Raw genomic sequence first — 25,680 nt, 5'->3', positions numbered from 1 at the left:
GGGCTTAACGCACGACATTCATCAAAACTTCATTCTATCTTTATATAATAAAGATATTGATAATCATTATCAAGTGTTAACTGGCATATTCCTTCTAATTTACAATGCGAAACGTTCAATATTTCATCAAAAAATCAAAAAAAGATCACAGCCCTGAAGCTGTGATCTTTTAATTCTGGCCATTCGCATTAAGCCTGTACAGAGGACAGTCCAAATGCTTCAGCCATGAGGCGTATTGATTTCATTTTGGCATCAAAGTCGTGAATGATGCTCGCAACCATAATCTCCTGTGCATTATAGTCCTTGCATAATTGCTCAAGCTGACGCTTCACCTGTTCGGGTGAACCGACCACCATACGCTTGCGATTCTCACGAATGCGCATCCGATCATATGGCGTATACGGATACGCAAGCGCCTTTTCGACAGAAGGTGTCCCTGCGGAACGCGTGCCCTGTTCTAAAAGCACCAGGGACAAGTCCATGCTGGATGCCAAACGATTGGCCTCCTCTTCGGTATCCGCGCAGATCGCAAATACGGCAACAAGCGAACGCGGTTGCTCACTATGCTGGGAAGGCTGGAAGCTTTCCTGATATCCCTTCATAGCACCTGTGCCGCCTTCACCATTAATAAACTGCGCGAACGCAAAGCCTACGCCACGCTCGGCGGCCAGACCTGCGCTATCGCCGCTGGAGCCAAGCAGCCACATTTCCGGCACGGTCTCTACGAGCGGCATCGCCTGTAGCGAACCGAAGCGATGCTGGTTGCCTGTGCTATCGTGCAAATAGGCTAGCAGATCATCCAGCTGCTCGGGGTACAGATCAACACCGCCCCGCATTTTCCCCTCCTGCAAAGCTCTGGTAGCAATCGGCATTCCTCCAGGTGCTCGCCCCAGACCCAGATCAATGCGTCCTGGATACAATCCCTCCAGTACCCGGAAGTTTTCCGCTACTTTATAAGCGCTGTAATGAGGCAGCATCACACCACCCGACCCCACTCGAATGGTAGAGGTACGGGCAGCCAGGTGTGAAATCAATACCTCCGGGCTGGAGCCTGCAAGGTTAGAGGCTGCATGATGCTCGGATACCCAGAAGCGATGATAACCCAGACGTTCCGCCTCTATAGCAAGCTCAGCAGTCTTTTGTAATGCCTGTGCATGCGTCATGCCTTTCGATACCGGAGATTGGTCAAGAATGCTGAGTTTTATCATAAAAAGTCTGACCTTTCTATTTTGGAATACGAATAGGCATTAATTATAGCACGTAAAGCCACAGTTAACCAAGAGGGGCAAAATAGCAGATTTACCGCACATATTTAGCCATGTTTACTTTTTATAGAGACTTGCTTTTTACTTTACTTTATCTGCTTCATAAAGATGTGAACGCTTTTGAAAAAAACTAAACAGATGGGTCACGATTACTTTCAAGACGGCATAACCTGGAACCGCCAGTACAATTCCTACCACACCAAACAAATTGCCAGCTGTCAAAATAACAAAGATGATCGTGATCGGATGTACTCGAAGAGATTTACCCATAATTTGTGGTGAAATAAATTTACCCTCAATAAGCTGTACGACTGTCCATACGATAACCATTTTGAGCAGCATGATCGGTGAGGTAACTATAGCTACGATTAACGCGGGTGTAATGGCAATTACAGGACCTAAGTAGGGAACCACGCTCGTAAAGGACGCAATGACCGCAAGTGTCAAAGAGTAGTCCAATCCAATAATCAGATAACCAATATACAGCAGCACTCCAATACAGAAGCTGACAATAATCTGTCCACGAATATACGAGCTGACCTGATGATTCATTTCGGTCATGATACGATCTGTCTCTTTACGAAACATAGGTGGAAGCATTTTTAGAATCCACTGCGGCAGCTTGTGTCCATCTTTCAGCAAATAGAACAGAATGAACGGAACCGTAGCGATCGCAAGCACAGTTTCCGTAATCACACCCAAAAAGCTTCCCACACCCGTCCATGCATTATTGATAAAGCCAGATAACTTTTCAGAAGCTTTGGAGGCTAGTTCAGATGGATCTATTTGAATGGTGTTCTGGAACTGGTTGACAAAGTTACTGCCAATCAGTCGCTCAAACTGTTGTTTGACTTGCTCGGTATAGGCAGGAACATTTTGGATAAGGCCCTGTATCTGATCACGGATCACAGGTACCACCGATGTAATCACAATAGCGATAATCCCTATAATGAGCAAAAACAGGACAACAATGGAGTATACCCGTTTTACCTTATTTCGCTCCAGTACATCTACCAACGGATTGAGCAGATAGTACAATACACCGGACAAAATGACCGGGAGAATGATCGTTTTCAGCAACACGATGACAGGCGTAAATATGTATGAAATTTTGGTAAGCACTAAGATATTCAAACCGATCAGCAGCAATACCAACAGGAATAACACAAACTTGTTGTTCAGGAAAAACTTCTTAAACCGGTCTTTCCATGCCGGAGTTATTTCCACATGACATTCCCCTTCTCTTTAGACAGATGAGTATACGTTCTTCATAATTACGATATATTTTTGCAACAAAATATACAAGGTTATACCCAAATAAACACAAAAGCAAACAAAGTTGTACGTTATTGTACGAACTTCGCTTGCTTTGAAGGGTTATGGAGTATCATTTGTCGTGGTGGCAGCCTCCACCGTCGTAGTCACCGGTTTGTTTTCTTGTTCAAAAAGATTCTGTATGAATCGCTTGAGCTTCCGCTCGTCAACACCCAACACCTGCGCACCCTTGATGGTTTCCCCGCGCACCAGTTCGTTTGGCGGGATTTGCTGCTTCGCTACTGTTTTAGCATCGATATTAAAACCCAATGAAGCCAACTGCAGCATTTCCGTTGTACTCAGATTCGTTTCAATATAAGGAGATATGCTATTTAAAATACTTGGCAGTTTAATGAGCGACGAGGTCGATTGTATTTTACTGCCCAGTTCGGTAATGAATTTGCGCTGTCGCTCCGTACGTGTAAAATCGGAAGTCGCATCATGACGGAAACGTACATATTGCAAGGCTGTTTTGCCGTCCATGTGCTGCATTCCCTTTTTCAAGTCAATATCAAACTGGTGTTTGTCTGCCTTGGACGTATAATGCATATCTTTTTCGACATCCAGGTCAATACCACCTACAGAATCAACCAACGCAATGAAACCATTAAAATCAGTATATACATAATATTGAATTGGGATCCCCAGAAGGTCGCTCACAGTCTGTCTGGTCAAATCAGGCCCACCGTAGGAAAAGGCTGCATTCAATCGACTTTGCCCATGACCCGGGATCTTGACGTACGTATCACGAAGAATCGACATCAGGGTAGCCTTTTTCGTAACCGGATCAACAGAAGCAACCATAACCGAGTCAGAGCGCCCTGAATCTTCTCCACGAGAATCGCCGCCAAGCAGCAGAATATTCACTCTCTCTGTTCCATCCCATTCCGGTGGGAGTGATACCTCTACAGGTTGTACATTGGTTGATGTTTGGGTTTGCGGTTTAAATTTCGAGTCCTGACCGGAAGCAACCGAAATTTGATTCGTAAAATGATATATAGAATAAGCATAATATCCGCCCACTAAAAGGACTGCAGCAGTCACAGAAATACCTAGCCATTTTAAAAATTTTCGCATATTTTCGGGTAACCTCGCTTTTATTCATCATCGTTCGGCTTTTAAAAGCATACCCTTCCGGCAAGTTATCTGTCAATTCGTGGCGTTTGTTCTAGGGGCGTTATTCGTATCGGTTACACCTTATCTTCAGGTTCTTTTTGTGTTGATTTTACAGCATGGAGGTCGTCTGCATACCACGGATTCAAATGGACAAGCACCTCATAAACCCGTGGCTCCCGCTTCATGACGGCCCTCTTGATCAGCCGGATAATATCGTGTCCCTGCTGAATCGTCAAAGAGGCATCCACTGAAGCTCGGATATCTACAATAATATAATGACCGTGCTCACGGGCACGGATACGGTCAATACGCTGAACCTCGGCTACACTCAGTGCGGCTGCTGCGTAGCTTTCGATTTCCTCGGTTGCAATAGCCTTCTCCATGAGCACATCTATGGATTCGCGGCCCATTTCCCACGCCAATTTCAGAACCAGCAACGCCACTACAAACCCCGCAATGGGGTCGCCGTAAGATAAAATCGGAATATCCCAGTGTTCCCCGATCAGTCCTAATCCGATGCCCAGTACAGCGGCTCCAGAGGCATACACATCAGCGAGGTGATCTTTTGCCGTCGCAATGAGGCCCTGACTATTGGCCGCTCTGCCAATACGAATTGTGTAGAGATACAGCCACTGTTTCCAGAGCAAGGAAATAATGGCTGCCACTAAGGCCAGTATATGCTCCTGTGGCATCGGTTCAAACAGTGCAGCAATGGAATGATAGCCGATAAATATACCTGCCCCGAACAATATGACCGCCACCACACTAGCACCAATGACTTCTGCCTTGCCATGACCATAAGGATGATCCTCATCCGGAGGCTGGCTGGATATTCTCATCGCTCCCAGTGCGGTTGCAGAAGCAATCACGTCCCCGGCGTTATGCACACCATCGGCCACCAGCACCTTACTGTTGAACATGAGCCCTGCGATGATTTTGATGCCGGTTAAGAGGATGTTGCTAATCAGGCTGATCCATGCTGAGACCATGGCACGCTTGCCCATATCCTGTTCCTGCATGATGTATAACCCCTCCAAATTATCTTTTAAAAATGCCCTACCCGCTATTCGGTTATCTCAAGGCATCTTTCGTTGCTCTTTATCTTATGATGCTATTCTTGCAGCGGCATAGATGAAGATTACAATAGCCCCGGAAGATGAGCCTCCCCGGGGCTATTATGATAACCATAGTGGAGCATTCTATGAGAATACCCCTATTTTATCTACCTGGACCGTCCGCGTCGGCCTCCTTGACCTTGACCCCCACGCGGACCGCTTTTGGCTTGTCCACCGCGTCCACCTTGGCCTCCACGTGCGGAACCGCTGCTGCTGCGGTCATATCCGCCGCGTCCGCTGCTTTGTCCTGCCGAGCGGCCTTGACCTCCGCGTTCAGAACCACTGCTGCCGCGATCATATCCGCCGCGTCCGCTGCTTTGCCCCGCCGAGCGGCCTTGACCTCCGCGTGTGGAACCGCCGTTGCTGCGATCGCGATCATATCCGCCGCGTTCACTACTGCTACGGTTGGAGCGACGCTCGCCGCTTGCGCCGTCACGACGACCGGACTGTTCGCGGCCGCTACGGCGTCCACCGCCAGCATCGTTGCCGCCAAAGGAACGGCGGTCGTTTCTGCCTGAGCGGTCGTTTCTACCCTGCCGCTCAGCCGTATCGGGAGCAGGTCTACGCTGCCCGCCGCCCTCACTGCTGGTGAATGTGACACCAGCAACTCTTTGGATGTTCCGAAGCTCCGGAACATCCCTCGGCGTGGCGAGCGTCACCGCAACGCCTTTGCCTCCGGCACGGCCGGTACGCCCGATGCGATGGATGTAGCTTTCGGCATCCTGTGGCATGTCATAGTTGAAGACATGCGTGACGCCTTCTACATCCAAGCCGCGTGCGGCTACATCTGTCGCTACGAGCAATTGAAGTTTCGCTTCACGGAACGCCTTCATCACTTGCTCCCGCTTGTTCTGGGACAAGTCCCCGTGCAGCTCACCGCTCTCGAACCCCATCTCCTGGAGCTCCTCATTCAGTTTGGAAGCCCGACGCTTAGTACGGCAGAAAATAACAGCCAAATACGGACGATCCGTATTCAGCATATCTACCAATGCCTGTTGCTTACCACGGTCTGTTGTTTGTACAACGACCTGACGGATTTGGCTCACTGGAACGGAAGAAGCCGATTTCACTTTGACATCAACGGGTTCGTTCATATAGACACGAGCCAGCTTACGAATACCAGCTGGCATCGTAGCGGAAAACAGCATTGTTTGTCTCCGGTAAGGAACCTCCTGCAGAATCGTCTCCACGTCGTTCAAGAAGCCCATGTGTAACATTTGGTCAGCCTCATCCAGGACCAGCATTTTAATGCCGCCTAGATCGAGCGTGCCACGTCTCAGGTGATCCAGCAGTCGCCCAGGTGTACCAATAATCAGTTGTGCACCGCCTTTTAGTTTACGAAGCTGACGTTCCACGTCCTGTCCTCCGTAAACAGCTAGTAGAGATAAACTCGGCTCCGCAGCAGCCAAGCATTTAGCTTCCTCTGTAATCTGAAGTGCCAATTCACGCGTAGGTGCAATCACAAGCGCCTGCGGGTGCCGCTTGTCCAAATTCAGTTTTTGTAAAATCGGTAGTAAAAACGCAAGCGTCTTCCCTGTCCCCGTATGTGCCTCGGCAATCACATCCTGACCTTCCATCAATAGTGGAATGGACTCCTGCTGTACAGGTGTTGGCGCTGAGATGCCCTGCTCTTTCAAGGCTTCTACCCAATGTTGCTCCACGCCTAATGCTGTAAAATTCTTCAAGTTGCATTCACTTCCCTTATCTGTATTCAATATGTGTCACGTAAAATAGGTTCATGTGCCATATGACATCTATCGTTCCATAGTTCAGAATTCCCATTTTTGTATCGGTTCTTATTCTCCCCTTTTCAGGAAGGGAGCATATCCGTTATCGTTGAATCTGTTCATGTAACTCAACATACGGCCGCAAGGCGGCTCAGGCCGTTCCATATATGACTTTCCTAGTATACGCGAAGTTGAACTGGTTTCCAAACGATTTTAACGAATAACGCAAAAGGTGAATTCAATCACCATGTCATATATTATGGTAGGAGAATTGGTAATTCATGAATAAAGGATGGATGCTTGTGGTTAACAATCTACATTATAATTTCATAATGACAGGTTCCTTATCGGAGAAGCACACTTTGTTTGCCGAAGAGTGCTTTACTAACCTGTTCGATTGTTTTGAAACATTCCTGAACATATCAGGAATCCGCAATACCCGTGTGTCTGTCTATCAATCCAAGAAAGCCAAACACGGTAAGATCCGCTGGGACAAGCAGGAGTTGCTCCGCATTGTAACCGATAATGAATTGACTCCATTGATGCTGGTTATCGAGGCTCCCAGTATCAAATCGTCCTATAACAAAGGGACAACGCCGGAAGTCTACATTCTTTTGTCCAATGACCCTATGGGTCAATCTCCCAACAATTGCGGGATGCTTGTTTCGATCCGTCAGGACATTTATGAACGTATCGACCAAACAATCGTCGAAGACGTTATGATGCAGCTGAGCCAGTGGATAAAGGCAACCAAACTGTTACACAGCTCGCGCAACTTTTATGCTGGCAGTAAAGCACGTGCCATTATGGATATTCTTCCATTTATGCTCGAAAAGGATACTCCGGATATGAAGTATGTTTTTCAATCGTGGACTCCGTATCCTTTACCACACACTTAAACAATCCGTCATCCCATTAACCCTAGGAGGCTGCAATTTATGCAAATTCAAGTTCAAAAGGCTGAAAAAAAAGAAAACGAATATCTCATTCATTATCAAGCGGGAGGAGCTCTGCCGTTCGTTCCGCATGATGTTGTTCTGATCCATGGCAAACAGTATTTTATAGGTACGATTTTGAAGGTAGAGCCGGAAAAGGTCCATATCCGTATCAATCCAGAATATGAAGACCAACTGACAGGGTCCATCGGACTGGAACTGGCTTTCTCTCCAACCGTTTCTATTCAAGGTGCAGACAGCATTGTAGAAAAGCTCGGCTATTTTCCACCTTTTCACTATGACCGAATCACGGCTGCCAATATGACGAAAGACCAGATTACACTGACAATTGAGCTATCCCCCGCTAGCGTGCTGGTTCCTAAATCACCGGATCTGGAACCTTCGGCTGGGGCACCAGTGATCCCTGAGGCTCCAGCCAAAGATATTCCACGCTATGCAGTGACTTTTACATTTCTGGAAACCAAAGAGCATGTATTAACCCCTGTAGAAACAGAAAATATCATCTTGCAGCTCGATTTCCGCTATGAAGAAGCAGACATGGTCGTTGACATCGATGCCTTGTCAGGGCTGTCAGGCAGCTTTCTGTGCAGAGGTATCCGTGCAGAGATTACGGAACTTCATGAATAAACAAGAAGCCCGTGAGCTGTTGCACTGTCATTCTTTTATTCATGATGATCTGGAGCATCCCAAAATGCGAAGCGGATTTCTAGGGATGCTTCGTCCCTTCCAGGGAGAACTGATCGAGGATAATTTTCATGAGCTCATGACTATCATTGAAGTTCTGGCAGATGAGTTGGAGAAACCGTCCGTAGAACGGGAGCTTATATCCGCTCTGTGGGGGATTTGCCAATATACACGGGCATGGGCGTTGCATCCTGATGGTATGCTGCAGCGAAATCACCTGCTGACCGTAGAGCAGATTAGTACGCTTGACGATTGGATTGATACAATTTCCTATGCGGTTATGGTGCTGCTAGAGGGTGGCGGAACGGAAGAAGCTTTATCGAACTACAGACAACGAGAGTAGGTAATACACAATGTCAAAAAGTAATCTGGCTAAGAAATGAGGGGGGTATATGTCCATACAAACCGATGATGACGGAAAGACGTTCTTATCTATTTTCCCTACACTATCGTATGAAGATAATTGGTCTCATTACGCGAATTAACAGCTATACCCCAGCCCATGGGGGACACCATCGCATTCCTTTTGCAGCTTGTGCAGCAATCATCTGAGGATGATCTGCTTCGTATAGAAGCGCTGAAGGTCATCGGGCTATATGCGGATCAAAGCCAGCAGCCGATGATCATGCGAGGAATTCGCGAGCTGCTGTCCAAGCCTGATGAAGATGATGATGTACGGAACGCAGCTTTACAAGCTTTGGCGTGGATGCCTTGTTCAGAAGCAGAGCTACGTATAGCTTTGGACTTAATCCGCAGTGATACATATATCTTAGTCCAGGGGGCCGCTTTTGCACTGCTCCGTGCACATAAAGCCCATCCTTTCGCACAACAGGCGCTGAAGCAATTATTGCACCATGAGGAATTCGGTGCATCTGCCCAGCGTGAGCTGTCCACATAATCGACAACCAAAGGAGAATCACTCTACTTATGCGTGTAAGAATATTTATTTTCATATTAATTATCGGAATTATTTGTGTGCCTGCCTATTTCATTATGAGCAGCTTTGGATTATTCCAAAATGAGAAGGTGCTTGTACATTACAAGCTTGCCCTTGAGGTAAAGGGTAAAAAATATGATGCCTGGCCTTTAATCAGCAGCTATACCGCAATAGATAAAAATGGGGACCATCGTCAGCTCTACTATCAGGCAGAGGGCTCAGGCATAGAGTATCTGTTTCAGCTAGCCTATGGACAGTATGAACTCAAGCCCTCCAAAGAAAATCCTTTTCTGGATGGGGGAATCCACTATACCATGGACCATCCTGAGTATGTACGTGAGGAAAAACAGTATGAGAACGCCAACGACTATACGGAGTTAACCCATTATTACAACCAACAGGAACAGGTTATTTATACTTACAATCCTGATGCCAGCCTCGACAAAACCTACGTGCGCTCTATCATCACCGCTGGAATGACTCGCACCACTGGTAATTCAAGTAGGCCGGTGAAGGATGATTATATTAATATCAGTAAGCTGTTTAAGGACAAGCTCGGAGTAAATGTGAAGGTAGATGTGGATGAGGACAACAAAATCGTTACCCTGTCCATGTCATAATAAAACGAAAAGAAAGGAAGACGCTATAAATGACAGAAACACAGCATACTAAATTAGGGCCTGCTTATTTGGAGGATTGGGTTGTACCCGAAAACCCGGAGGCATGGGTTGAACAAGAATGGACAGGTAAGCTCCGTTCACAGGCCGGAAATACGAAATTCCACATTTTTTACTATGGAGAATTCATGGATGAGTTGATCGCTGTAACAGAGTTTGCGCCCCAGCTCATTATTGCAGAAGATGCAGTCACAGGTGAGCAGATCGTCATTTTTGATGGAACTCGCCATGGTTACGATGCACTACTGTGTGAAGTATATACAGAAGAACAGCAGAACAATCGCACTCCCCTGCTACCTTATCTGGACGATGACGGTGAGGATACCTTTGAGGTGACCGTGACTGCTTTTTATAATGTTGATTGGGATGACGAGTTTGCAGATGATGTGGACGAGAACGGACAGCTGGAGCTGATCAGCGGCGAACGGTGCGATTTTGAAGAGGCCAAGCGAAACGGTTTTGATGCGATTAGCATTACAATTACCAGCGCTAAAGGTCTAAAAACAGAGATCCTTCAGGAAGAGCTGGCCTGACGATGGTATTTAAGAGAATCAAACATCAGGAAGGCGATATTTTTGTTATCCCTCTGCATGACGGCCGATTTGCGGTATGTCAGGTGATCTGCGCACTGTATGGTCGATTCAAAAAAGCGTTCTCCTTTGGTGTTCTATCCATAGGTCAGAATCAAGCGTACGAGGGTGAAGCTACATATCTCTCATTCACAGATTACCGGGGCAGGTTCGAGGTTATATTCACCGCCACCCAAAATCTGACGAAGGGAGTATGGCCCATTATCGATCATCGCCTTCTATCTGAGGAACAACAGCAGCTAAAATATTTTAATTGCGCGGGCCATCTGTATTACGGAGATGAATATGTACGCAACCTGGAACTAAAAGAATATAATCAATATCCTGTAATGGGCGTGGCTGGATATGAACTGGTACAGCAATATTTAGCCCAAGCATAAAGAACAAAAAGAATAGCAACTTAAAGAGCCACCTTAAAGTTCGAAAACCAGGGTGGCTCTTTAACGATTTAAAAGGGTTCAAATGTATAAGGGAATGGTGTACGATGTGTTCCCAAAATCGACTTTACGCGTTCTCTATCCAGCAGCGCTTCGACGAAGCAATACAAATCCGGGGCTGCATACCGAAAGTTGCCCCATGTGCGCAGATTCAAAGCATAAATCGGGAATTCCCCCCGTTTATCAGGCGATTGAATATCCCAGACCAGCAGGTCATCCTCTTCACTGGAAGCGAAGGGAACGGCATGCTCCAATAATTGCGGGAAACCATCTGGCTCCAACGCCGCTTCTTGTAAGACCTCCTCCGATTCCAGCAAATCATCAAACCAGGCTCGCCAGTCATGGTAACGATGAAGCCATGAATCCGGATGATCCCCGAGAGGAATATGGATGTTCCATACGCCACATAACCGCCCGTAGCCAAGAGTCTTGACGTAATCTATATAGGAAGGCGGAAAGCCCCTACCATTTTCAAAACGATGCTCTATAAGAAATTCTTCATCATAATAAGCCTGAAACTGCGAACGTTGCAGCCCTGTAAAAATGCTCATGCTCGCCCTCTCCTTTTGCACATCCTATTCGCTTTTTCACCCTTCGGCACATTGAAAAGGCCATTTTCAAGTGTTAAAATGGGAATAAGATGTATATTCTAAAAAAGAGTGAAGATGCGTCAACATCCTCACTCTTTGGCAACAGCCGCTTTTAAGGGCGGTGGTTGCAAGTTCACGGTATACGAAATAGACCGGTTCCTACCACGGGCGGTCTATTTCTTTTTATGGAAGGAAAGAATCAGGACCTCACCTCCTTTACAGGAGACTAGCCGACCGCCCATCTAAGCCATTCTGTTGTTAAGGAATATTATAACATATGATATATAAAAAGTACGTTTTTACGCTCTTTCCGCAAAGGAGGAACGAACATGGAGCAAAAACGCTTCAAAGATGAATATGGATATAAATATGACTTTGCCGCCGTGATCCGGAGAGGAGAACAGGTAGCTGTTCACTGTCCTCGCTGTCAGGGCCAAGCTTTTATTTCCAGATCTAAAGAAGACTGTTATTACGTTGTTCGCTGCTCTCATTGTTACTACCCATTTCAGCAGCCAGAACCGTATAAATTCTATGCACGCGGTGTATGCAGCCATTGCGAGCGATATTTTAATATTGAAATCCATGATGACCGAACGGTTACTCATAAAAATACGAATATACACTGTCCGCACTGTGAGACACGTAATCAAGTTCCGGTGCATCGTATGCAGTCACGTGAATGGCATACGGACGTGATCCAAAATGGAAAAGATCCTATTTTCCAGCTCCAGCTGTATTTCCTTGATTACTATCGTGGGAAACCGGTGTGGGCTCTTAACCGGATACACCTGAATTATTTGCTCTCCTATATCTCTGCCGAGTTGCGGGAAAAACCCACATCCGGTATGATGCGAACGGCTTCCCATTCCATTCCAAAGTACATTAAGGATGCGAAAAATCGCCAGGCCATCTCGAAAATATTACAAAAACTACAGCATAAACAAGCGTCTAAGGGTGAGCATTCCAAACATGAGTATACAAACTTTTGACAGCCTAGAAGCACTGGTCCAGGCCGTCTGTCGGACCACCACGTGCAATCTCGGCTGGAGATAGCGACTGTACAGATGTTATTGAAGTACTGCGCCGCAGTGGAAGCGAGCCGGATGTTCAACGCATTGCGCAGGGACTGCAATATGATCATGAATACGATGCTTTTATGGAATAAGCGTCTCCAGTATCTCTTTTACCTCAGGGACAGCCTGCTTCAGGCTGTTTTTTAGTTTCTTTGCACTACCCCATATACGATAAACGATCATCTCTTGTTCGTAGTCTTCCAACTTCTCAAGTACATTTACTAGCGCCTTCGCCTGTTCTGCACTTTCAATGCCAGCCGATTTCAGAGGTTTGGCAGAATCATTACCTGTCAAAAGAATCCTCACCCATACGGGAATCGTATCCGGTGTCAGTCCATGTGCCTCAGCAAACACAGCGGCGTAACCGTCCTGCACCGACTGGTGCTCACTATCCACTAGCTTCATATAACGACTCACTAACGGAAAATATTCCGTTCCTTTAAGCCCTAATCCCATCACCGCATAGGTTCCCGGCATTGCTGACTTCTCCCCCGGCTCTACATCGTTGTACCACTTGAATTCTTCCATCACAGTCTCGGCATATTCCGCCAGCAACGGATGCAGCGAAGGGTATTCAAGTGCATTGGCAAAGAAACGATGTAATGCAGATTTGGCTAACTTGGGTACGGGTAGATAGTTTTTCACTTTGCTTTTGAACTTCATCCCATATTCCTTAGTAAAGCCTTTTCGTAATATATCACATAGATATACGAGTGCTTCTCTATAGCTCTCTTCTTCCTCAGAACGAATCTGAACCTCCAGTGTTTGCAAAATATCATTCGCTTGGCAGGTGACTCGTTCACTTGTATATGACGCTGGAATGCTGCCTGATCCACTCTTAAGCCACTCGGCTGCCTGATTTGAACCCAGTTGTGCAGCAATCTCCAAATAACTCTGCCGTGCATCGGCATCGGTCGAACCCACACGCATCGCGGTGAGCAGGAACATCTCCATGGCGGGGGCAGGAATATCTGAAGGAAGAATATCGGGCCTCACCGTATACTCCAGCCCGTAGTTTTTTTCCCGATCTGCGTATTTGGCCAAAAATTCATCTTCAGCCCAATGCATTAAGCCTCTGCTCAGCTGATGCCTCCATGCTTCTTCTCGCTTACGGCTAACCTGCACTTTTGCATCCATTCGATTCAACAGCTCATTCACCCGCTGGGCGTCTATAGGGTACAAATGAGGATCAAGCAAGTGCCTTACTAAGAAAAAATCGTCCTCTTCCTTCGGGATAGCTTTACTGGCAGGGTCAAGCTTTTGCTCCACAAACTGTTCGATAGTGGCTAACAGATGCTGCCGCTTATCTTCGTTCAACAGCGAGAATGTAAAATGACTGGCCTTATTCTCCAAGACCACCTCTAGATGAAATTCCAGCCGATAACGAAAAAACATAGGACTAAATTCTTCTGAATTATACAGGGCCGCTATCCGTTCTTTGAACACAGGCATCCATTCATCCTGCACCTGCTGGAGCGTCACCCCTTCCATAAAACCGGAAATATCCATATCTGGTCTACGATGATCCCAATCAAACGGTTCGTAGGTATCCACCCATAACCCGTCTCTCTTACAGGTAACTTTTAAGTATTCATGAATCCCTTCGTGAAGGACGCTTTTGGTCTTGAATTCCGCGATGCGTTTTTGCTCAGAAGCGTATCTCTGGTCAATCTCCTCAAAAATTGGATCTATGTAGGCCTGTACCCCCGATGTCATACGATGTGCTCCCCTCTCATACCCTCACAAATTGTAGTTCTTACATAATTGAGATAGACTAATATTTAACTATTTTATTTCCTGATTATAGCATATCTCTCATTTACATTTGGACTCCATCCCTATAGATAGAGTGCCAGAAAGCAGGTGTATTCTACATGTATTGGGTTTCCACACAACACACGCCAGTAGCTGCCGATGAACTGACAAATTTCGAACATACCTATGGCATAACTTTACCAATTCCCTACGCTTCATTTCTCACCCAATACGGGCCAGGTACCTATTGCGGCCTGCTGGTGATTGAACGACCTGATCCTCAACTTTTGCAATCCTATGCGGATTACGAACTGTGGACGCATGATGATAACTGTCCGATCACCGCGCAACAGCTGAGCGAGTGCGTGGTCATCGGCAGCTCCATAGATGGTGATTTCCTAGCGGTGCATCCTCAGGTCGAAGGCTTGCTTTGGCTACCGCGACATTCGGAGGTCATTACTATGAAGCCATTAGATGTTCAGGCACCATTTATAGATACGCTGGAGTATATACTACGGGATGAATTCGGAAGAATAGAGCCATTCCCCCGTTATTTCGAGCCTGTCAGTCTGGATAGAGTTGCAACATTTCTACTATTTAATCCACCAGAGACGGCGGAAGCTTACGGTTCAGCCAATCCGAACGATCAAGCCTTGCAAGTAGCTCCAGCATCTATACAGGTATTGGCTCAGCGTTTTAAACAGCATTTTGACTCAAATCTATGGATTGAAAACGAGCATATCTGCTTGGCTTTTCTTCAGTCTCTTGGCGGATACGTACGTTTCAATTATGCATATGGACGCGAAGTGGCGATCATTTATGAACCTAAAGCGATAGCACTTCATGATGAAGTTCTATCATTCCTGCAAAAAGAACATTGCCAAGTTGTAGAGTAAGAGGAGGACGAATACAAATGACAGTACATTTTGCACATATCTTAGAAAAGATCGGAGGGATCGCTGAGCGCCTGAGACAAGGTGGGATGCCTGACGTGGTATACCAATGGACGAAGGGGATTTCCGAAGAGGAACTGACTGAGTTGGAGGAACGGCTGCAGGTCCCTTTGCCTGCCTCCCTGTCTGAATTGGTAAAGCGGTGTGGCAGCTTACATTTGCTATGGTGCCTCCCTCAACACTGTATTGTAGCCGATAAACTGGCTTGTTCATATGAAAGCAGTAATGGCCTTAAACAAAAACCGAATATGCTTGACGATATTACAGGAGAATTTGGCTGGAACCATGAGTATATAAGCTATTTTACATCCTATGGAGAAAACACCGACTCAGCAGCGGACGAACAACGATATCTAATTTTAAACTATAACGGTGCCGGTGATCCGATCCTGCTTGATAGAGCGACATCCACAACAGAGCCAGCAGTGTTCTGTTATGAGCATGAGTTGGACCGGTTCACGCTGCTCGCAGAAAGTCTACCTACCTATATAGAAACCATGCTTGCCTTGCACGGGTTATGGCTGTGGGATTGGTCTAACGTGTTAGACGAGCATGGTATTCAACTAGACAGCCCGCCGCTACAGTTGTGGCAGCGCTGGTTGAACACGTTCTGTACGATGAAGCTGGAGGATGCCGCCCGGTCGCTGGAAACACTGATCCATTACACCACCATGCATGGCGTAGATCATCCTGCTGTACTGCAGGCTTTTCAGGCCTATGATCCAAAGGATATTTTTCTTGCCTGGGAGCAGCGCATTCAGCGTAACCCGGCCCAATTCGCTACATGGGCATTTTTTATTGGGGAGACCGCAGGTATTGGGGCTGCTGACTGGGTTCGCTCCTTATGGGAGCCGGACACGGATATCACGCAAGCATGGAATTCATCCGCTTCAAATAACATACATGCTGAGAGAGCATTTGTCTCGACACGTGCTTATCTATCTGCCCGCTGCTTGCCCGAACAAGAAGGATTGACAAGTGTTTACAATGATCTAATACAGCATGCGGCAAAGGATGGCAAATTAGAAGGATACACCGTTAGCGGGCAGTTACAGCATTTTCATTCACCGCAGGTCATTGACTGGATGCGGGATAAGGTCAATCATCCGGTCGATGGCTGGGCAGTACTTTTCGCCTACTCTCGTCCTACAGCTGAGCAGGTGATTGAATGGCTATCCAGTAGCGAGCTTCATCAGAAAATTGCAACCGAGGCGCTGGATATCATGATTCAGCGCGATCTTCTGCCCGGTCTAGAAGCAGACGTTTGGGCTAGCATCTCAAACCTGCTTCATGCTTCTTTACAACTCGTGATGCTCAAAAAAGATAAACGTCGCATTGAAGCCGTGCTGGAGCAGCTTTCAGATTTGAAACTTCGTTAACACAGGAGCCGGCGTATGCAGACTTGCCTGTACGGGGTGGGAGCACAAAAAAATGAGCCGCTGCATCAGCGGCTTAATCCTCGAAAAAAAGTATCTATAGTAAATGAAATCAATTCATTATTTGCTTTGGCCATAGGAAGCTCAAAATTCAGGAGAAGAGAAGTTAGTCCGTGTAACATACTCCATACGGATCTAGCCATCAGGTGCTCATCCCCTTGAATGATGCCCCCTTCCTCCATAGCGACTTTGAGTCCGCCCTCAAGCAACTCAAACCCTTTAAAACTCCCACTGTCTATAAGGCTAACCGAGCTTACAGATTCAAGGTTGCTGATAAACAGGATGTTGTAGTATTCGGGATTAGCCATGCCAAAACGGACATAAGCATCGGACACTGTTTTCAGTGTGTCCAGAGCGTTCAGTCCGGCTGCCTGCGCTTCATCCACGCGCTGCTGAAGAGCCTTCAGGAACAAAGCATTCCCTTCTAACAGCAGTTCACGAACAACCGCTTCCTTATTGGAGAAATAATGATAAATAGTCGTTGGTGAATATTCGATCTGATCCGCAATTTTACGCATAGAGACCTCGGCATACCCTTGGTTTAAGAAGAGCGATCGGGCGGCCTCAATGATTTTGCGGCGAATCTCACTGCTTTCACGTTCTCGGCGTTTGATATGTTTCATGAATAGATATACGTGCCCTTTCTGCCTATCTCAATTTGGCGGCGATACGATCAGCTTCCATTATACCCGAGTTCATAGCTCCTTGAAACCCGCCCCCAGGCTGTGTCCAGGCCCCTACCAATGACAGACGGTTCACTGCTGATTTGTGCTTCAGTCTGTGTATACCGGACTGCCGCACCGTTTGTGCAAAGCCGTAAACAGCCCCGCCGGGATTAGCGGTATACCGCTGCATTGTGCGTGGTGTGCCCAACTCTGCCACTACCACTTTACTGCTAAAACCAGGGTATAGCTGTTCAAGGCGTTCCAGTATCTGCTGTTTTACTGCTTCTTTTTTGGCTTTATATTCGGGACGTGCGCTAGGCCAGTTCTCCAATCTGTCCAAAAATGTAACGGTGATGACACCCTTTCCCGCTTCATTGAGTGTAGGGTCCATGGCGTTATAATTTGTGAGCATCCAGTTGCCTTTCGTATACTGGCCGCTCATCATGAGTTCATAATCCGTCTCCGAATCCGGCTCGTTACATAGGATTAAGTCTTCTTCGGTGATCCCAAGCTCGCGAGGCTCGCATGATAGCCCTAGGTATAGCTGAGTAAGAGATGTGCCAGTCTCCATTTTGGTGACAGCCTCCAACTCACGACGGGCGGCATTATGATTTTCCAGCAGACGACCATAGGTATGATGAGGACTGATACCAGACACAACCCAGTTGGCTTTATATACATCCCCTTTGTTCAGACGTACACCAGCTGCTTTACCACGTTCAAGTATGATTTCAGACACCTGACTGCGTAGGTGAACTTCTCCTCCAGCTGATTGAATAGCTTCGACCAGCGCATTGGACAAGGCCTGTGCACCTCCCTGAATGTAATACGTCCCCTCCAGATGATAGCCCATCCAAGGAATGAAAAAATACAAGGCCGCCAGCCGCTTCGGGGGCAAACCATAATAAGCCCATAGGGCGGTGAAAAATTCCGTGAATCGGTCAGACAAGCCAAACTGGCTTACAGCCCCCCAGGTAGTCATTTGCGTCCAGCGGAAGAAGGTGCCTGCTTTGAGCAGGCCCGCCATCTTACGCCAGGAAGTACGGGAAGAAAAAGCAGAAAAGCCTGCCTCAAAACGGCGAATACCTGCGAAAAGCTTGTCAATGGCTGCTGTCTCAGCAGGAAACATGCCTTTGAGGAGCTGCGTATACTCCTGCACATCAGATGGGATATCAATGGTCTGTCCTTCCCAGCGAATGGAGTAAGGATGCTTTTTGCGTAGAGGAACGATTTGCTGGTCCACATGGCAGTCCTTTAACATCCGGCCGAAGCTGCCTTCTTCGAGTCCGCCGACGCCGTGCAAGGAGACATCAAAGGTATATCCCTTTCTTGTGAATTCAGTAGCAAAGCCGCCAGCCAAAGTATGACTTTCAAACACAGCTGTCCGGTAACCCAACGCAGAAAGTCTGGCTGCACAAGACAAACCACCCAGCCCGGCACCAATGACAATAACATCATATTGGTTCATGATTTCATCTCCCTTGTTAACGTCGTTATATAAGTTAACAGTGTTAAGTTAAGGAGATTATATACTACCGTATCCCCGTTGAAAAGCTCTATTTTCTTGTTTCCTGCTATAGAACAATGAGCACAATCTTCATATTGCTCAGCACAAGTCACTCAAGAGATTTTAGTAGTCTCCCGTTGCGAAGGTAAATATATATTATAAAAACATCCAAAATTGTAGCGCTTTCACTTGTCAGATTCCAAGGAGGATGCTATTCTTCAAGTGGGATTGTTACTGAAAAGGCAAAACCCGAGTACACTTGTGTACCCGGAGTTTGCCTTTTTTTGATTTGTATGAGTTCCACAGCATACAGTCAAGCATCCCGATCATATAGTAAGCGCTTTAAAAATAAACACCAAAGGAGATTATCTTATGCAAAAAAGACGTTTCGCCCTTGTTCTACTATCTTTCGTGCTCCTGCTTACGATCTTTTATCCATCCTCCAGTTCTGCCGCGGCAGCAGCCGATGTTCCAGCACCACAGGCTACCCTGTTTACCCAGGTACAGCCTCTGGGTGAGGTTGTTTCTGCCGTTGTACTGAAATACAGCACCAATATTGACGGAGCATCCCTGTCCACATCCAGCTTTCAGGTTCAATCTGTACTCAATGATGTATACACGGACAGAACCGTGACCGGCGTATATACCAACGATACCGGCGCCATCACCAACCGCAGTACTCATGGCAAATATGTCGTGATCGAGCTGGATGTGCAGGACAAAAATGCAAGCACTCTTACTTACGATTCGACAAGCGCAGTCAACCGCATCAATCCATTGAACTATTACATTAGTCAAAAGAAAGATATTGCAACTTCAAAGAAAACAGTCATTCCAGCTTCTACACAGACTGTAAAAGCAACCGATAAAGTGACACCCATTGTAGACGATTTCCAAAGAAACACCTTTGAAAATAAAGATGGCCTCAAACTGAACTACTTTACATTTGAACCTAAAGTAGAGCCAGGCAAAACCTACCCATTGGTTGTATTCCTACACGGAAACGGCGAACGTGGTGATGGAAATGGAGTCAACCTGTTAGCAAATGCTGGTGCTGTCACTTGGGCTTCTCCTGAGCAGCAAGCCAAACACCCATCCTTCGTCATCGCTCCTCAAAGCCCAATTGACTTGGAGCATAAATTTATTTGGGCAGATGAACCACGCAACAGCGCTGTTGCCGATTTGGTACGTGAAACGGCCTTGAAATATCCGATCGACACCAACCGCATCTATATCGTAGGTATTTCTCAAGGTGCCATGGGGACATGGAGATTGTTAGAAAAAAATCTTGATCTGTTCGCTGCGGGCGTGCCGATTGCCGGTCTGACCAACTATGAAAAAGCTGTTAACATGTATGCTCCTGTTGACCCTGCACACGTTGAAGTGTTGAAAAATGTTCCGATTTGGGCTTTCCATGCTGCAGACGATACGACAGTAAGTCCTAAGAACTCGCAAGAAATGGTCGCTGCCATTAAAGCACAGAACGGAAACCTCATTCATTTCACTGAATACGAAGCAGGGATTATTAAACCTACAGGACACTTCTCCTGGGTTCCGGCTCTACAAAATCAGGACATGATTGAATGGCTGTTTGCACAAAAGAAATAAAAAAGGGCACCTGCTTTCCTGTGTACCACCATCAGGAAAGCAGGTGCAATATCAAAACGAGGAGACTAAAATTTTTGAAACTGGTATTGCATTTGCAGTTAACTTGAAGCTTGTTACTTCGCGCGCTTCGCAGCTTTGATCGTTCTCAAAGCCCGTCTGCGCGTTACCTTGTTCGGACTGCTGAGCTGTCTTCTGGCAGTAGCCACATCCGTTTTAGCCATGTGTAAAGCACCATCCTATTCACTTAGGCTCATTGGGAGTCTGCGCCTAAAGACTTAAATGATAATGAGAATCATAATCATTTAAAATTATATAATGAAATCTATGAGCATGCAAGAGATTTTGGGGAAGTATTATCTCGATAAGAAGTTGCCAGTGCTCCCTTGCCCCAAATTAAAGAAGCGTTGGGACAGCAAGCCCAACGCTTCTTTATGCTTAATAAGTAACTTATACGATGATTAATTAACCTTTCCGCCCTCTACAACCAATTGATCCGTAAATCCTTCTCCGTAAACGGAGGTCAGTGTCTCCTTATAAGCTTGATGGACAAAATTTTCCTTGCCCAACGTAGCCAGCTCGTTGTTAATCCAGTCCAGCAGTTCCTTATTTCCCTTCGCTACTGCGGGGGCAATCGTATCTTGGCCACCGAAGGCTGGAATGCTTACGGTGAAGCCAGGATTGGCCTTTGCCCAAGCGATCAGCTCTGTATTATCATTCGCAATGGCGGCACCACGTTTGTCTTTGAGAGCTGAAAAGATTTCGGTGTACTGGTCGAATTTGAGCAGCTTGATGTCAGGATAATTTTTCGTAAAATAGGTCTCTGCTGTCGTTCCCTTGGCAACAATCAGCTTTTGATCCGAACCCTTCAATTGGTCAATCGTGGTGATTGGAGCGCTGTCGGGTGACACAATGCCAAAGGATAATTTCATATAAGGGTTAGCAAAATCAACTTTTTCTTTACGCTCATCGGTCACAGTAAAGTTAGCCATGATGATATCTACCTTGTTGGATTCCAAATAGGCAACCCGGCTGGCAGCATCCACCAGGACGAATTCCACCTTGGACTCGTCGCCCAAGAGATCTTTGGCAAACCGTTTCGCAATATACACATCAAAGCCCTGATTTTTCCCTTCTGAATCTACGTAGCCAAAAGGCGGCTTATCCGCGAAAACACCAATTCGAATCTTGCCATTCTTTTTAATGTCCTCAATTGAAGCAAATTTAGCCGAACCCGAACTACTACCGTTGGTATTACCAGCCCCTGCACATCCTGCCAAGCCGATGAGCAGCAAGCTCAAAGCCAGTAATAACGTTGTGAACTTCATTCCTTTTCTCATCTGTATTCATCCCCCTGTTTATATCGTTTCGTACTGAAATATATCCAGAAAGTGCTGGGCACGCTCTGTTTCCGGTTGGGTAAAAAATTGCTGTGGTGTAGTCATTTCACATATCTGTCCTTGATCCATAAAAACGATACGATCTCCTACCGACTTGGCAAATCCCATTTCATGCGTCACGATAATCATCGTCATCCCCTGTTGGGCCAGCTCTCGCATGACATCCAGCACCTCTCGGACCATTTCCGGGTCCAAGGATGCGGTGACCTCATCAAAAAGCATAATTTCAGGGTTCATACACAGGGCGCGCACAATCGCAATCCGTTGCTTTTGCCCGCCTGATAATTGTCTCGGATACGCATCCTTGCGATCTAGCAGACCGACTCGCTCCAATAGCTGCTCCGCTTGCGCAAGTGCCTCCTGCTTGTTTCTCCGCTGAACTTTAAGCGGACCAAGCAATATATTTTCCAAGACGGTCATATGTGGAAACAACTCATAGTTTTGGAACACCATTCCGATATGCTGCCGCACCTCACGCCAATTCACTTTTGTATCCGTCAGATCCTGTCCTCTGTAACGGATATCTCCCCCCTGGACGGGCTCTAGACCATTAAGACATCGGAGGAGCGTACTTTTACCACATCCTGAAGGGCCGAGAATAACCACAACTTCCCCTTTCCTTACGTCCAGACTAATCTGCTGCAGTACTTTTCGGTCGCCAAAGCTTTTTTCCAGTCCTCGAATTTCCAATAAAACCTCAACAGCCTCTCCCATGACACCACCCCATCCTGCTAATTTTGCCATCTGCGTTCAAATCTTTTGGAAAGTCTGGATAACGGATAACATACAAGAAAATACAATATAAAGATAAAACCATACACCCAAAAGGATGCCGAAGGCGCCTTGATTACACCAAGTTCAATAATCTGCTGCCCGACCTTGACCACTTCCACAACACCGATCAGCACCACAAGTGACGTGGTTTTGATCATCCGTGTCGCTAGATTAATAGAACCCGGGAGCATGCGGCGCACCGCCTGGGGAATAAGCACATGACGGTATAATTGCCAATAGGTCAGCCCCAATGCCTGCCCGGATTCCACCTGATGCTTGGGCAGTGATTCCAATGCACCTCGTACGATGTCGCCAATTTCCGCCGCTCCCCACAGACTGAATACGATTACTGCCGTCAACTCTCCGCTGATATCCACATTCAGTAAAGGAGTAAATCCAAAATACACGACATACAACCATACCAAAATCGGAATAATGCGGAATGTCTCCAAATAGAATCTCAGCACAAATCGAATCGGTCTTGATTTTAAGGTGCGCAGCAGACCCATCAGAATGCCTAGCAGCGTACCAATAATAATGGAAATTAATGCAATCTCCAGTGTAACGAGCAATCCCCCTAACAGACGCTCGAAATTCGATCCCTCAAACAGCACATTAATCCCCGAACTCAGCATATCGCACCTTCCTTTCCACCCACGTCAGCAGCATCGACAAAGGTAAAAGCAGCACGAGATATGCCAATACCAGCAAAATCAACGATTCTGTCGTTTTGTAGTACATGCCGATCAGGTCTTTGGCCACATTCATCAGATCCAATAAAGCAATGGCACCCACAATGGAGGTCTCCTTGAGTAGAAAGATCGCGTTCGCTCCCAAGGACGGAATACTAATGCTAAATGCTTGCGGCAAAATAACATATCTCGCCAGTTGTATTTTGGACAGTCCGAGGCTCAACCCGGATTCCGTTTGGGTTTTACTCACGGCTTCAATTCCACCGCGGAACGCCTCAGCCATATAGCCCCCGCCCAAAAAGGTCATCCCCACAATGGCACACGTCATTTCGCTCATGTGCAGACCAATTTTCGTAAACCCGTAATACAGAAAATATAACTGTACAAGCAGCGGCGTATTCCGGGAAAGCTCGATATAAGCTACAATGATTCCGCTAATTCCTTTCACCCTGTAATACAGCACGATGCTGCACAGCAAACCAACGACTAGTGAAAACAGAATAGCAAAAAAAGCAATCTTCAACGTCAGCCACATGGCTTCTCCATACAGCGGCAAGCTTTCTACAATAAACTCCCAGTCTAAGTTCATATGTACATACCTTTCAATTTTCAATTATTCCTATGTACTTGCTATGCTTAATAACAATGATTGTATTCCTGCCCATTTGCCACGTCAATACTTTGATGAAAATTTGTCATAATTATCTATGATTTAAAAAGAAAACCGTTATTTCATTTCAGAAATAAATAAAAAAAGCCCAAAATGGATAAGTTCCATTTCAGACTTTGCTTTATGCTATATGATTCATCACATGATCGGCTCTGTAACGACAGGACCACCGAGCTTCTCCACAATTAAACGGCTTTCCTCATTTAACCCTTGCAGGGTAATAGTTTTACCTGAGTTTCTGTATTTTTGCAGCACCTTGCCAATGGCAGTAACCGCCGAGTGATCCCACACATGTGAATGGCTAAAGTCGACTACAACGCGCTCCGGATCATGTGAAGGCTCAAAATGATCGACAAAATGAGTCGTTGAGGCGAAAAACATCGGCCCTCTGACATGGTACACCTTTGCTTCATGATCCTCAGTCGTACTAATACGGATTTTAGCCATTTTCCAGCCAAAATGCAGGGCACTCAACAGTACACCTACGATCACACCCTTGGACAAATCATGCGTAGCCACCACGATAATGACCGTGATTACCATAATAAACGTATCTGCTTTGGGTACCTTGGCGATGTTTCGGAGTGACTTCCAATCTACGGTTCCGATACACACCATGAACATGACTCCCACCAATGCGCCCATAGGCACTTCCTTTACAACACCACCAAGCACGAGCAGCAGAAAGGCCAAGAACACCCCAGCCGTGAAAGTGGATAGACGTCCTCTTCCGCCTGAGCTGACATTAATGACGGATTGTCCAATCATAGCACAGCCACCCATGCCCCCAAAAAAGCCATTTACAAAGTTGGCAATCCCTTGCCCACGGGCTTCCCGGTTTTTATTGCTTTTCGTTTCGGTCATTTCATCCAAGATACTGGCTGTCAGCAGTGATTCCAGCAGTCCAACTAGCGCCATCGTAAAGGAATATGGCAGCAAAATCCGCAACGTGTGCCACGACCACTCAATTTGTGGCAAATGGAATGAGGGCAGCGAGCTGGTTAACGTACCGATATCTCCTACCGTTTTGACATTCAATCCAAATACATACGTAATGATCGTCATGATAATAATTGCTGTCAATGGAGCGGGAACGCTTTTCACAAATCTCGGTAAAATATACACAATGAGCAATGTTCCCGCTACCATCGCGTACATGATCCAATTCGCTCCATGAAAGTGGGTGAGCTGCGCCATAAAGACGAGGATCGCCAGCGCATTCACAAACCCGGTCATGACCGGCTGCGAAATAAAGCTTATAAAGCGACCTATTTTCAAAACACCCAGCAGCACCTGAATGATCCCAGCCAAAATGGTAGCTGCAAATAAATACTCCACGCCATAATCCTTGACCAGACCCACAACCAGTACAGCTACAGCCCCGGTTGCTGCCGAGATCATCGCCGGACGTCCGCCTGCAAAAGAAATGACAATGGCCATCGAGATGGAGGCATACAGTCCGACCATGGGGTTGACACCTGCAATGATTGAGAAGGCAATCGCCTCCGGAATCAATGCCAGCGCCACGGTCATGCCCGCAAGTATATCAGCCCGGATATTACCGAACCATTGTTGTTTAAGATTCATACTGTTTCGTTCCAGCCTCCTATATTCACAGAGAACAGCATCTTGACCTGCAACCCGATATTGCTTTGGGCATCCGTCCAGCGGTCAATCGCCAAGGCTCTCCTATCATTCAGCTCGTCTCTCTCAAACGAACCCGTTCCGTTACATCCAGTCCA

26 protein-coding genes are annotated in these 25,680 nt (G+C 46.6%); 11 read left to right on the top strand and 15 right to left on the bottom strand.

Annotation, left to right across the window (positions count from 1 at the left end):
• Positions 1–188 precede the first annotated feature (188 nt).
• The 5 genes from ACXHJ2_RS26120 to ACXHJ2_RS26100 all read right to left on the bottom strand — a co-directional run bounded on the left by ACXHJ2_RS26120 (position 189) and on the right by ACXHJ2_RS26100 (position 6,495).
• On the bottom strand, positions 189–1,208 hold the full coding sequence (locus tag ACXHJ2_RS26120; protein WP_165079773.1) for an LLM class flavin-dependent oxidoreductase: 1,020 nt from the start codon (positions 1,206–1,208) through the stop codon (positions 189–191).
• Between the two features lie 138 nt (positions 1,209–1,346).
• Positions 1,347–2,492, bottom strand: coding sequence for an AI-2E family transporter (locus ACXHJ2_RS26115; RefSeq protein ID WP_013373486.1), 1,146 nt, complete (start codon positions 2,490–2,492; stop codon positions 1,347–1,349).
• A gap of 150 nt (positions 2,493–2,642) precedes the next feature.
• Complete coding sequence (locus ACXHJ2_RS26110; protein WP_025677555.1) at positions 2,643–3,656, bottom strand: LCP family protein; 1,014 nt, start codon at positions 3,654–3,656, stop codon at positions 2,643–2,645.
• Between the two features lie 113 nt (positions 3,657–3,769).
• Positions 3,770–4,714, bottom strand: coding sequence for a cation diffusion facilitator family transporter (locus tag ACXHJ2_RS26105; RefSeq protein ID WP_040102683.1), 945 nt, complete (start codon positions 4,712–4,714; stop codon positions 3,770–3,772).
• A 203-nt stretch (positions 4,715–4,917) separates the two neighbouring features.
• Positions 4,918–6,495: a DEAD/DEAH box helicase gene (locus tag ACXHJ2_RS26100; protein ID WP_165079774.1), complete on the bottom strand. Its 1,578-nt coding sequence runs from the start codon at positions 6,493–6,495 to the stop codon at positions 4,918–4,920.
• Between the two features lie 323 nt (positions 6,496–6,818).
• Between ACXHJ2_RS26100 and ACXHJ2_RS26095 the strand changes: the two genes are divergently transcribed.
• From ACXHJ2_RS26095 to ACXHJ2_RS26065, 7 genes are all read left to right on the top strand, one after another.
• Positions 6,819–7,436, top strand: a complete 618-nt coding sequence (locus ACXHJ2_RS26095; protein ID WP_040102681.1) for a hypothetical protein — start codon at positions 6,819–6,821, stop codon at positions 7,434–7,436.
• Between the two features lie 39 nt (positions 7,437–7,475).
• Positions 7,476–8,120 carry an immunity 50 family protein gene (locus tag ACXHJ2_RS26090; protein WP_165079775.1) on the top strand — a complete coding sequence of 215 codons (645 nt, stop codon included), beginning with the start codon at positions 7,476–7,478 and terminating at the stop codon, positions 8,118–8,120.
• Positions 8,113–8,520: a hypothetical protein gene (locus ACXHJ2_RS26085; RefSeq protein ID WP_025677547.1), complete on the top strand. Its 408-nt coding sequence runs from the start codon at positions 8,113–8,115 to the stop codon at positions 8,518–8,520. The genes ACXHJ2_RS26090 and ACXHJ2_RS26085 overlap by 8 nt, the downstream gene beginning before the upstream one ends.
• A gap of 192 nt (positions 8,521–8,712) precedes the next feature.
• Positions 8,713–9,075 (top strand): HEAT repeat domain-containing protein, encoded by a 363-nt coding sequence (locus tag ACXHJ2_RS26080; RefSeq protein ID WP_238791349.1) that lies wholly within the window; start codon positions 8,713–8,715, stop codon positions 9,073–9,075.
• Between the two features lie 29 nt (positions 9,076–9,104).
• A complete protein-coding gene (locus tag ACXHJ2_RS26075) occupies positions 9,105–9,734 on the top strand; it encodes a hypothetical protein (protein ID WP_064961643.1) in 630 nt (209 codons plus the stop codon).
• Between the two features lie 29 nt (positions 9,735–9,763).
• Positions 9,764–10,324 carry a hypothetical protein gene (locus ACXHJ2_RS26070; protein WP_013373495.1) on the top strand — a complete coding sequence of 187 codons (561 nt, stop codon included), beginning with the start codon at positions 9,764–9,766 and terminating at the stop codon, positions 10,322–10,324.
• 2 nt (positions 10,325–10,326) lie between these two features.
• Entirely contained in the window at positions 10,327–10,761 is a 435-nt protein-coding gene (locus tag ACXHJ2_RS26065; protein WP_013373496.1) for an immunity 26/phosphotriesterase HocA family protein, read from the top strand.
• A 68-nt stretch (positions 10,762–10,829) separates the two neighbouring features.
• Here the strand turns inward: ACXHJ2_RS26065 and ACXHJ2_RS26060 are convergent, their stop codons facing one another.
• Positions 10,830–11,369 (bottom strand): SMI1/KNR4 family protein, encoded by a 540-nt coding sequence (locus ACXHJ2_RS26060; protein WP_165079776.1) that lies wholly within the window; start codon positions 11,367–11,369, stop codon positions 10,830–10,832.
• A 368-nt stretch (positions 11,370–11,737) separates the two neighbouring features.
• On the opposite strand from ACXHJ2_RS26060, the gene ACXHJ2_RS26055 reads away from it, so the two are divergent.
• Positions 11,738–12,397, top strand: coding sequence for a hypothetical protein (locus ACXHJ2_RS26055; RefSeq protein ID WP_165079777.1), 660 nt, complete (start codon positions 11,738–11,740; stop codon positions 12,395–12,397).
• Positions 12,398–12,562: 165 nt separating this feature from the next.
• On the opposite strand, the gene ACXHJ2_RS26050 is transcribed toward ACXHJ2_RS26055, so the two are convergent.
• On the bottom strand, positions 12,563–14,197 hold the full coding sequence (locus ACXHJ2_RS26050; RefSeq protein WP_165079778.1) for a DUF6138 family protein: 1,635 nt from the start codon (positions 14,195–14,197) through the stop codon (positions 12,563–12,565).
• Between the two features lie 158 nt (positions 14,198–14,355).
• Between ACXHJ2_RS26050 and ACXHJ2_RS26045 the strand changes: the two genes are divergently transcribed.
• Positions 14,356–15,132, top strand: a complete 777-nt coding sequence (locus tag ACXHJ2_RS26045; RefSeq protein ID WP_165079779.1) for an SMI1/KNR4 family protein — start codon at positions 14,356–14,358, stop codon at positions 15,130–15,132.
• A gap of 17 nt (positions 15,133–15,149) precedes the next feature.
• Positions 15,150–16,568 (top strand): SMI1/KNR4 family protein, encoded by a 1,419-nt coding sequence (locus tag ACXHJ2_RS26040; RefSeq protein ID WP_165079780.1) that lies wholly within the window; start codon positions 15,150–15,152, stop codon positions 16,566–16,568.
• A gap of 65 nt (positions 16,569–16,633) precedes the next feature.
• On the opposite strand, the gene ACXHJ2_RS26035 is transcribed toward ACXHJ2_RS26040, so the two are convergent.
• Entirely contained in the window at positions 16,634–17,248 is a 615-nt protein-coding gene (locus tag ACXHJ2_RS26035; protein WP_013373502.1) for a TetR/AcrR family transcriptional regulator, read from the bottom strand.
• A gap of 25 nt (positions 17,249–17,273) precedes the next feature.
• Entirely contained in the window at positions 17,274–18,758 is a 1,485-nt protein-coding gene (locus tag ACXHJ2_RS26030; RefSeq protein WP_165079781.1) for a phytoene desaturase family protein, read from the bottom strand.
• Between the two features lie 411 nt (positions 18,759–19,169).
• Between ACXHJ2_RS26030 and ACXHJ2_RS26025 the strand changes: the two genes are divergently transcribed.
• Positions 19,170–20,405: a PHB depolymerase family esterase gene (locus ACXHJ2_RS26025; protein WP_165079782.1), complete on the top strand. Its 1,236-nt coding sequence runs from the start codon at positions 19,170–19,172 to the stop codon at positions 20,403–20,405.
• A gap of 113 nt (positions 20,406–20,518) precedes the next feature.
• Here ACXHJ2_RS26025 and ACXHJ2_RS26020 read toward each other — a convergent pair whose 3' ends face one another.
• From ACXHJ2_RS26020 to ACXHJ2_RS25995, 6 genes are all read right to left on the bottom strand, one after another.
• Positions 20,519–20,626 carry a putative metal homeostasis protein gene (locus tag ACXHJ2_RS26020; protein ID WP_016822819.1) on the bottom strand — a complete coding sequence of 36 codons (108 nt, stop codon included), beginning with the start codon at positions 20,624–20,626 and terminating at the stop codon, positions 20,519–20,521.
• Positions 20,627–20,863: 237 nt separating this feature from the next.
• On the bottom strand, positions 20,864–21,742 hold the full coding sequence (locus tag ACXHJ2_RS26015) for a cysteine ABC transporter substrate-binding protein (RefSeq protein WP_058830249.1): 879 nt from the start codon (positions 21,740–21,742) through the stop codon (positions 20,864–20,866).
• An 18-nt stretch (positions 21,743–21,760) separates the two neighbouring features.
• Positions 21,761–22,516, bottom strand: a complete 756-nt coding sequence (locus ACXHJ2_RS26010) for an amino acid ABC transporter ATP-binding protein (protein ID WP_117288751.1) — start codon at positions 22,514–22,516, stop codon at positions 21,761–21,763.
• 17 nt (positions 22,517–22,533) lie between these two features.
• Positions 22,534–23,211: an amino acid ABC transporter permease gene (locus ACXHJ2_RS26005; protein ID WP_117288753.1), complete on the bottom strand. Its 678-nt coding sequence runs from the start codon at positions 23,209–23,211 to the stop codon at positions 22,534–22,536.
• Positions 23,192–23,857, bottom strand: coding sequence for an amino acid ABC transporter permease (locus ACXHJ2_RS26000; RefSeq protein WP_013373509.1), 666 nt, complete (start codon positions 23,855–23,857; stop codon positions 23,192–23,194). Before ACXHJ2_RS26000 ends, ACXHJ2_RS26005 begins: the two co-directional genes overlap by 20 nt.
• Positions 23,858–24,076: 219 nt before the next feature.
• On the bottom strand, positions 24,077–25,525 hold the full coding sequence (locus tag ACXHJ2_RS25995; RefSeq protein ID WP_058711259.1) for a SulP family inorganic anion transporter: 1,449 nt from the start codon (positions 25,523–25,525) through the stop codon (positions 24,077–24,079).
• Between the last annotated feature and the right edge of the window lie 155 nt (positions 25,526–25,680).

It is taken from the genome of Paenibacillus sp. ALE3, from assembly GCF_054113405.1.
Note: the sequence above shows the minus strand (reverse complement) of the source record. Positions and strands in the feature narration are given on the sequence as shown.

Excerpts from the sequence above, each read along its gene's own strand:
- ACXHJ2_RS26120 (WP_165079773.1), bottom strand. The coding sequence starts at position 1,208 with ATGATAAAACTCAGCATTCTTGACCAATCTCCGGTATCGAAAGGCATG.
- ACXHJ2_RS26110 (WP_025677555.1), bottom strand. The coding sequence starts at position 3,656 with ATGCGAAAATTTTTAAAATGGCTAGGTATTTCTGTGACTGCTGCAGTC.
- ACXHJ2_RS26105 (WP_040102683.1), bottom strand. The coding sequence starts at position 4,714 with ATGCAGGAACAGGATATGGGCAAGCGTGCCATGGTCTCAGCATGGATC.
- ACXHJ2_RS26095 (WP_040102681.1), top strand. The coding sequence starts at position 6,819 with ATGAATAAAGGATGGATGCTTGTGGTTAACAATCTACATTATAATTTC.
- ACXHJ2_RS26090 (WP_165079775.1), top strand. The coding sequence starts at position 7,476 with ATGCAAATTCAAGTTCAAAAGGCTGAAAAAAAAGAAAACGAATATCTC.
- ACXHJ2_RS26085 (WP_025677547.1), top strand. The coding sequence starts at position 8,113 with ATGAATAAACAAGAAGCCCGTGAGCTGTTGCACTGTCATTCTTTTATT.
- ACXHJ2_RS26075 (WP_064961643.1), top strand. The coding sequence starts at position 9,105 with ATGCGTGTAAGAATATTTATTTTCATATTAATTATCGGAATTATTTGT.
- ACXHJ2_RS26070 (WP_013373495.1), top strand. The coding sequence starts at position 9,764 with ATGACAGAAACACAGCATACTAAATTAGGGCCTGCTTATTTGGAGGAT.
- ACXHJ2_RS26065 (WP_013373496.1), top strand. The coding sequence starts at position 10,327 with ATGGTATTTAAGAGAATCAAACATCAGGAAGGCGATATTTTTGTTATC.
- ACXHJ2_RS26060 (WP_165079776.1), bottom strand. The coding sequence starts at position 11,369 with ATGAGCATTTTTACAGGGCTGCAACGTTCGCAGTTTCAGGCTTATTAT.
- ACXHJ2_RS26055 (WP_165079777.1), top strand. The coding sequence starts at position 11,738 with ATGGAGCAAAAACGCTTCAAAGATGAATATGGATATAAATATGACTTT.
- ACXHJ2_RS26050 (WP_165079778.1), bottom strand. The coding sequence starts at position 14,197 with ATGACATCGGGGGTACAGGCCTACATAGATCCAATTTTTGAGGAGATT.
- ACXHJ2_RS26045 (WP_165079779.1), top strand. The coding sequence starts at position 14,356 with ATGTATTGGGTTTCCACACAACACACGCCAGTAGCTGCCGATGAACTG.
- ACXHJ2_RS26040 (WP_165079780.1), top strand. The coding sequence starts at position 15,150 with ATGACAGTACATTTTGCACATATCTTAGAAAAGATCGGAGGGATCGCT.
- ACXHJ2_RS26035 (WP_013373502.1), bottom strand. The coding sequence starts at position 17,248 with ATGAAACATATCAAACGCCGAGAACGTGAAAGCAGTGAGATTCGCCGC.
- ACXHJ2_RS26030 (WP_165079781.1), bottom strand. The coding sequence starts at position 18,758 with ATGAACCAATATGATGTTATTGTCATTGGTGCCGGGCTGGGTGGTTTG.
- ACXHJ2_RS26025 (WP_165079782.1), top strand. The coding sequence starts at position 19,170 with ATGCAAAAAAGACGTTTCGCCCTTGTTCTACTATCTTTCGTGCTCCTG.
- ACXHJ2_RS26020 (WP_016822819.1), bottom strand. The coding sequence starts at position 20,626 with ATGGCTAAAACGGATGTGGCTACTGCCAGAAGACAGCTCAGCAGTCCG.
- ACXHJ2_RS26015 (WP_058830249.1), bottom strand. The coding sequence starts at position 21,742 with ATGAGAAAAGGAATGAAGTTCACAACGTTATTACTGGCTTTGAGCTTG.
- ACXHJ2_RS26010 (WP_117288751.1), bottom strand. The coding sequence starts at position 22,516 with ATGGGAGAGGCTGTTGAGGTTTTATTGGAAATTCGAGGACTGGAAAAA.
- ACXHJ2_RS26005 (WP_117288753.1), bottom strand. The coding sequence starts at position 23,211 with ATGCTGAGTTCGGGGATTAATGTGCTGTTTGAGGGATCGAATTTCGAG.
- ACXHJ2_RS26000 (WP_013373509.1), bottom strand. The coding sequence starts at position 23,857 with ATGAACTTAGACTGGGAGTTTATTGTAGAAAGCTTGCCGCTGTATGGA.
- ACXHJ2_RS25995 (WP_058711259.1), bottom strand. The coding sequence starts at position 25,525 with ATGAATCTTAAACAACAATGGTTCGGTAATATCCGGGCTGATATACTT.